Origin of the sequence: Solemya velesiana gill symbiont (assembly GCF_002020805.1) — a bacterium.
GTDB lineage: Bacteria > Pseudomonadota > Gammaproteobacteria > Chromatiales > Chromatiaceae > Sedimenticola_A.
Map to the genome: position 1 here is coordinate 1 of NZ_MPRJ01000112.1, position 5,630 is coordinate 5,630.

Genomic DNA, 5,630 nt, shown 5'->3' on the forward strand with positions numbered 1-5,630 from the left:
GCCACAAGAGGCTATCGATCACCGAATGAATTATTTATGGGGCGGCAAGTAGATTTGCTTGCTGCGTAATTGAATTGCAGTTATTACTTGAAACCGCCGCCAATTCGGGGATAAAAGACAGGCTTATTTGACGGATATTTGAATTTGGGTGCCTGGTGAATGAAAACTCTAATTTTTCAGACCATCCCTAATGAAGTCCCTCGTGTTGACGAATACCCTCCAGTAAGCTAAATAAACGTTTATATGGCATCATTTGTGGGGGACTTAGCCAGGGATTATTTGCAATGGATTGTATAGATACAGGGAAAGTTCGGGTTTCAGTTCACAATGGAAAATATCTTCTCATGTCGGTCTATACCGAAGGGGAAGTCACTATGGGAGATGTCTCTCTCATTCGCGATTATTTAGATCAATTCGATCAGCCAGTGCCCGTGTTACTGATCAGGCAGAGCAATTATTCTCTCTCTTTCGAAGTTCAACAGGCCTTGAAGAATGAAGGGCCCTCTAGATTCAAGGCTTTTGCTTACGTTGAAAGATCACCAGAAGATAGAGTTTATTCCGAGATGGCGGAGGCAACCTACATGAGAGATGTGCCGGTCAACTAATTTCTGGAGATACAGCAAGCAGAGAATTGGTTGAGTGAGTTTGGTGAAATAGAAACCCGTTTGTGATCAGAAGTTTTTGGAGATCATGATTTTTATCAACTAAGAACGGGAGCTACGGCTCCCGTTTTTCTTAATAAATTCATATGCTAGTCAAATAAATCGATTCTGAGGGCCTGCGTGGGTTTGTCTGAATCAGGGAACTGTGGCGGGAGAAATGAAAAAAAGGGTTACGAAATACCGTAACCCTTTTATTTATATGGTACTCCGTAGGGGAATCGAACCCCTGTTACCGGCGTGAGAGGCCAGCGTCCTAACCGCTAGACGAACGGAGCATAATGCGTTGAGGAGGTGTATTATACGCATCCCGTCGTCAGCCTCAAGGATCGTAACCGTTTTTTGTTAGAATCCCCCGCTGCGATGATCCAATAAAAATGCTGTAAGGAAATTAAGATAGCCACGCCAGTCATCATTCCTCGACCTGATCACACGATATCGAGGGCAAATATCAGTGAAAATGCCGTTAAGGTACTCTATCGCCTGAAGAATGCAGGATACGAGGCGTACCTGGTGGGCGGTGGTGTCCGAGATCTGTTGCTGGGACGTGAGCCGAAGGATTTCGACATTGCCACCAATGCCCATCCCGAAGAGGTCAAAAAGGTATTCCGCAACTGCCGTCTGATCGGGCGCCGGTTCCGGCTGGCCCACGTCCATTTCGGGCGGGAGATCATCGAGGTGGCCACCTTCCGCAGCATGCAGGAGCCGGGCGAGGAGGGAGATCGCGAGACTGAGAACGGCATGCTGTTGCGTGACAATGTCTACGGAACCATCGAAGAGGATGCCTTGCGCCGGGACTTCACGGTAAATGCCCTCTATTACAATATCGAAGACTTCTCCGTTGTCGATTACACCGGCGGTATGGCCGACCTGGAGCAGGGGGTTCTGCGCCTGCTCGGTGATCCGGAGACCCGCTACCGGGAAGACCCGGTCAGAATGCTCAGGGCTGCACGCTTTGCCGCCAAGCTCGGTTTCAGGATTAACGAGGCGTGCGAAGCGCCCATCTTCGAGCTGAGTGACCTGTTGCAGAGTGTTCCCGCCGCCCGCCTGTTCGACGAGGTACTGAAGCTCTTCATGGGTGGCGTTGCCCTGGAAAGCTTCGAGAAGCTGCGCCACTATAACCTGTTCGGACAACTGTTTCCGGAGACCGAGGAAGCGCTGGCTCACGAAGAGCACGAGTTCCCCATCACTTTTGTCACACGCGGTATGCAGAACACCGACACTCGTGTTCACGAAGGCAAGCCGGTTACCCCGGCTTTCCTGTTCGCGGTGCTGCTGTGGGAGCCGGTCAGGCAATTGGCTGATGAATTCCGCCTGGGAGGGGAATCACCGCTCCAGGCAATGCAGCAGGCGGGTTCGGAGATCGTGTTTCGACAGGCTCAACGCATCTCGCTGCCCAAGCGCTTCAGCATCCCCATGCGTGAGATCTGGAACCTTCAGCACCGCTTCGAGTTCAGGACAGGAAAGCGCCCCCACCGCCTGCTGGCTCATCCCCGGTTTCGGGCCGCATACGATTTCCTGCTGCTTCGTGCCGAATCGGGTGAGGCAGACCAGGAGCTGGCCGACTGGTGGACCAGGTTCCAGGAACTGGAGGGAGACGAGCGCAACAAGATGGCCAAGTCGCCTAAAGGGGAGGGCGATGGCAGGCGCCGCCGCAGACGCCGCAGGCGCAAACCCAAAACCAAGCAGCCAGAGGCCGACTAGTGCCAGAATCGGTTCTGTCATTCATCGGCCTTGGCAGTAATCTGGATGAGCCTGCCGAACAGGTGCGTTCCGCACTGGTGCAGCTCCAGGCACTGCCGAGATGCCGCCTGGTCTCACATTCCAATCTCTATCAAAGCAAACCCATGGGCCCGGCGGATCAGCCGGACTACATCAATGCCGTTGCTGCCCTGGAGACGAGTCTTGAGTCCTTTGAGTTGCTGGCTGAACTGCAGGCAATCGAAACTGAACACGGGCGGGTCAGAAAAGAGTGCTGGGGTGCACGGACACTGGACCTGGATGTCCTGATATACGATGAGCTTGTGATCGATACACCTCAACTGACCATCCCTCACCCGGGACTGCCACAACGGGCGTTTGTGCTTTATCCTCTGCAGGAGTTGGTTGCAGCGGATTTTATCGTGCCCGGTATGGGGAAGTTGCGTGACCTGTTGGACGAGTGCCCGTTCGAGGGGCTGAGTATTTATGATTGATAAACAACTGACACCACCGGGATATATCGTGATCGAAGGGCCGATCGGTGTCGGTAAAACCAGCCTGGTGAATCGCCTGGCAGAGAGTTTCGGTTGCGGAACCCTGTTGGAGGGTGCGGAAGAGAATCCCTTTCTCGAGCGCTTTTATACCGATGGACGGGCTGCGGCCTTTCCGACCCAGTTGTTTTTTCTATTCCAGCGTAGCCAGCAGCTGCAGGATCTACGCCAGGCAGACATGTTCCGCTCGACCCTGGTGGCAGATTTCATGCTCGAAAAGGACCGACTTTTCGCCCAGGCCAACCTGGATGATGCCGAGATGGATCTCTATGAAAAGGTTTATGGCCACCTGACCATGGAAGCCCCGATCCCGGATCTTGTGGTCTACCTGCAGGCGCCGGTGGAGACCCTGATGCAGCGAATTCAGAAGCGGGCGCGCCTCCAGGAGAAGCAGTTGGACGCTGGTTATCTGCAGAAACTGAGCGATGCCTACACCGAGTTTTTCTACCGCTACGATCAGTCCCCCCTGTTGATCGTCAATGCCACGGAGATCAACCCGGTGGACCGGGACGAGGATTACCAATTGCTCCTGGAGCGCATCTGCACCGTACATTCGGGAAAACACTACTTTAACCCGGCACCGGTACTGGTTTAATATTGCACTGCAACATGAAAAGAACCTAACCAAGGGAACCCTGATCATGCCTCCAATTACCACTGCATCTCTGATACAGATGAAAGAGCAGGGCGAGAAGATCGCCGTGCTGACCAGCTACGACGCCAGTTTTACCAGCCTGCTCGAAGATGCGGGGATTGATGTGATCCTGGTCGGTGACTCACTGGGTATGGTGATCCAGGGCCAGGAGAGTACCTTGCCCGTTGATGTGGAGGACATGGTCTACCATACCCGCTGCGTTGCTCGCGGACGTCGCAATTCACTGCTTATTGCCGACATGCCTTTCATGAGTTACAGCTCCGCCGAACTGGCCCTGAAGACGGCAGGTCACCTGATGAAGGATGGCGGTGCTCACATGGTCAAGCTGGAGGGCGGGGCGACCCAGCTGGAAACGGTGCGTCAGCTGACCTCTAACGGCATTCCTGTCTGTGCGCACCTCGGCCTGCTGCCCCAGTCTGTCCACAAACTCGGCGGCTACCGGGTACAGGGGCGTGATGACGAATCGGCAAGGATCATGAAAGAGGATGCCATGGCCCTGGAGGCGGCCGGTGCACAGATGCTGGTGCTCGAGTGTGTCCCCACCGACCTGGCGGCAGAGATCAGCCGCGAACTCACCATCCCGGTGATCGGTATCGGTGCCGGCGCCGGGTGCGACGGCCAGGTGCTGGTGCTCTATGACATGCTGGGTATAACTCCGGGCAAACCGGCCAAGTTCGTAAAGAATTTTCTCAGGCATACTCACTCGGTCGCCGAAGCGGTATCCGCCTACGTGAAGGATGTCAAAGCAGGCACCTTTCCAGCCGCGGAGCACAGCTTCGAATGATCATCGTAAACAGTGTTTCTCAACTGCGCGACCAGGTAGCCCAGTGGCGCAGGGAAGGCGAACGTGTCGCCCTGGTACCCACCATGGGCAATCTGCACGCGGGACATATTGAACTGATCAAACAGGCTGACGAACTGGCAGACCGCGTGGTGGTCTCCGTTTTCGTTAATCCCATGCAGTTTGGTGAAGGGGAGGACTTCGACGGTTACCCACGCACCATGGAAGCGGATGCCGAGAAACTGGAAGCGGTAAACACGGACCTGCTGTTCGCACCCTCGGTGGACGAGGTCTACCCAAAATCAGATGTCGAGCAAACTCGCGTCGAAGTTCCCGGTATCTCCAATATTCTCTGTGGTGCCTCCCGTCCCGGCCACTTCATCGGCGTGGCGACGGTGGTCTGCAAACTCTTCAACATGGTGCAGCCGGATATTGCCGTCTTCGGTGAGAAAGACTATCAGCAGTTGATGGTGATCCGCCGCATGACTGCCGATCTTTCCATGCCTGTGATGATCTACGGCCTGGCCACGGTTAGGGAAGAGGACGGCCTGGCCATGAGTTCACGCAACGGCTACCTGAGCAAGGAGGAGCGTGGTCGCGCCCCCGCACTCTGCCGGACTCTGCAGTTGATTGCCATTGCGCTGCAGACTGGCGACAAGGACTTCTCAGGCCTTGAGTCCCAGGCCAATGCCGAACTGGAGAAGGCTGGATTCAGCCCGGACTATTTCCACATAAGGCGAGCCAATGACCTGGCCGATCCCACAGCTGAAGACAATGAATTGGTGTTGTTGGCCGCGGCCCATCTTGGCAAGGCGCGGTTAATAGATAACTTACCGGTTAATCTCGAAGGATAAGTACCAGGTTGTATGGTTGCCTGAAGGGCGGCTTTCGACTCCTCTCAGCGGACCTTCAGCGAAGATCAGTGTAACTTCTGTAATGCAACCAAAGCTGATCCCATAACTTTACCTGGAATTTGTCTGCTAAGTACTTGGGAGAGGACGTCTAACGATTCACATCACCTGCTTTCCGGCTGAGACCATTCATATCTGAATGGCCCGTGTCATGTTAGGCCTGATTTTTTGGCTTGGTAGAGCATCTTGTCTGCCGCCTCAGATAGTTCCTCGAGTGTCACCTCACCAGTCCGGGTAGTGGTCGCCACACCAACGCTGATCGTGACACAGTCTTCGTAAGCGTCCGGGCGTTACAGCCTGTACAAGGAACGACCAACGCGGTAGATGTCCACCTCTTTTAACGTAAGTGGGCACCTGTCATGTGTCCACGAG

At 54.5% G+C, this 5,630-nt stretch carries 7 protein-coding genes and 1 tRNA gene; 6 read left to right on the forward strand and 2 right to left on the reverse strand.

Annotated elements, in window-relative coordinates:
- Window positions 1-284 precede the first annotated feature (284 nt).
- Window positions 285-605 (forward strand): hypothetical protein, encoded by a 321-nt coding sequence (locus BOW53_RS12310; protein ID WP_135607107.1) that lies wholly within the window; start codon window positions 285-287, stop codon window positions 603-605.
- Between the two features lie 257 nt (window positions 606-862).
- Here BOW53_RS12310 and BOW53_RS12315 read toward each other — a convergent pair.
- Window positions 863-937, reverse strand: a tRNA-Glu gene (locus BOW53_RS12315).
- A 112-nt stretch (window positions 938-1,049) separates the two neighbouring features.
- Between BOW53_RS12315 and pcnB the strand changes: the two genes are divergently transcribed.
- The 5 genes from pcnB to panC are packed head-to-tail and all read left to right on the forward strand — an operon-like array spanning window position 1,050 to window position 5,201.
- Window positions 1,050-2,363 (forward strand): polynucleotide adenylyltransferase PcnB, encoded by a 1,314-nt coding sequence (gene pcnB / locus BOW53_RS12320; protein WP_172838898.1) that lies wholly within the window; start codon window positions 1,050-1,052, stop codon window positions 2,361-2,363.
- Window positions 2,363-2,854, forward strand: coding sequence for a 2-amino-4-hydroxy-6-hydroxymethyldihydropteridine diphosphokinase (gene folK, locus BOW53_RS12325; RefSeq protein ID WP_078488272.1), 492 nt, complete (start codon window positions 2,363-2,365; stop codon window positions 2,852-2,854). The genes pcnB and folK overlap by 1 nt, the downstream gene beginning before the upstream one ends.
- Window positions 2,847-3,506 (forward strand): deoxynucleoside kinase, encoded by a 660-nt coding sequence (locus tag BOW53_RS12330; RefSeq protein WP_078488273.1) that lies wholly within the window; start codon window positions 2,847-2,849, stop codon window positions 3,504-3,506. The genes folK and BOW53_RS12330 overlap by 8 nt, the downstream gene beginning before the upstream one ends.
- 46 nt (window positions 3,507-3,552) lie before the next feature.
- The gene (panB, locus tag BOW53_RS12335; protein WP_078488274.1) at window positions 3,553-4,350 is read left to right on the forward strand and encodes a 3-methyl-2-oxobutanoate hydroxymethyltransferase; all 798 of its coding nucleotides are present in this window, start codon (window positions 3,553-3,555) and stop codon (window positions 4,348-4,350) included.
- On the forward strand, window positions 4,347-5,201 hold the full coding sequence (panC, locus tag BOW53_RS12340) for a pantoate--beta-alanine ligase (RefSeq protein WP_078488275.1): 855 nt from the start codon (window positions 4,347-4,349) through the stop codon (window positions 5,199-5,201). The genes panB and panC overlap by 4 nt, the downstream gene beginning before the upstream one ends.
- Before the next feature lie 206 nt (window positions 5,202-5,407).
- Here panC and BOW53_RS14005 read toward each other — a convergent pair whose 3' ends face one another.
- A complete protein-coding gene (locus BOW53_RS14005) occupies window positions 5,408-5,518 on the reverse strand; it encodes a nucleotidyl cyclase domain-containing protein (protein WP_425442934.1) in 111 nt (36 codons plus the stop codon).
- Between the last annotated feature and the right edge of the window lie 112 nt (window positions 5,519-5,630).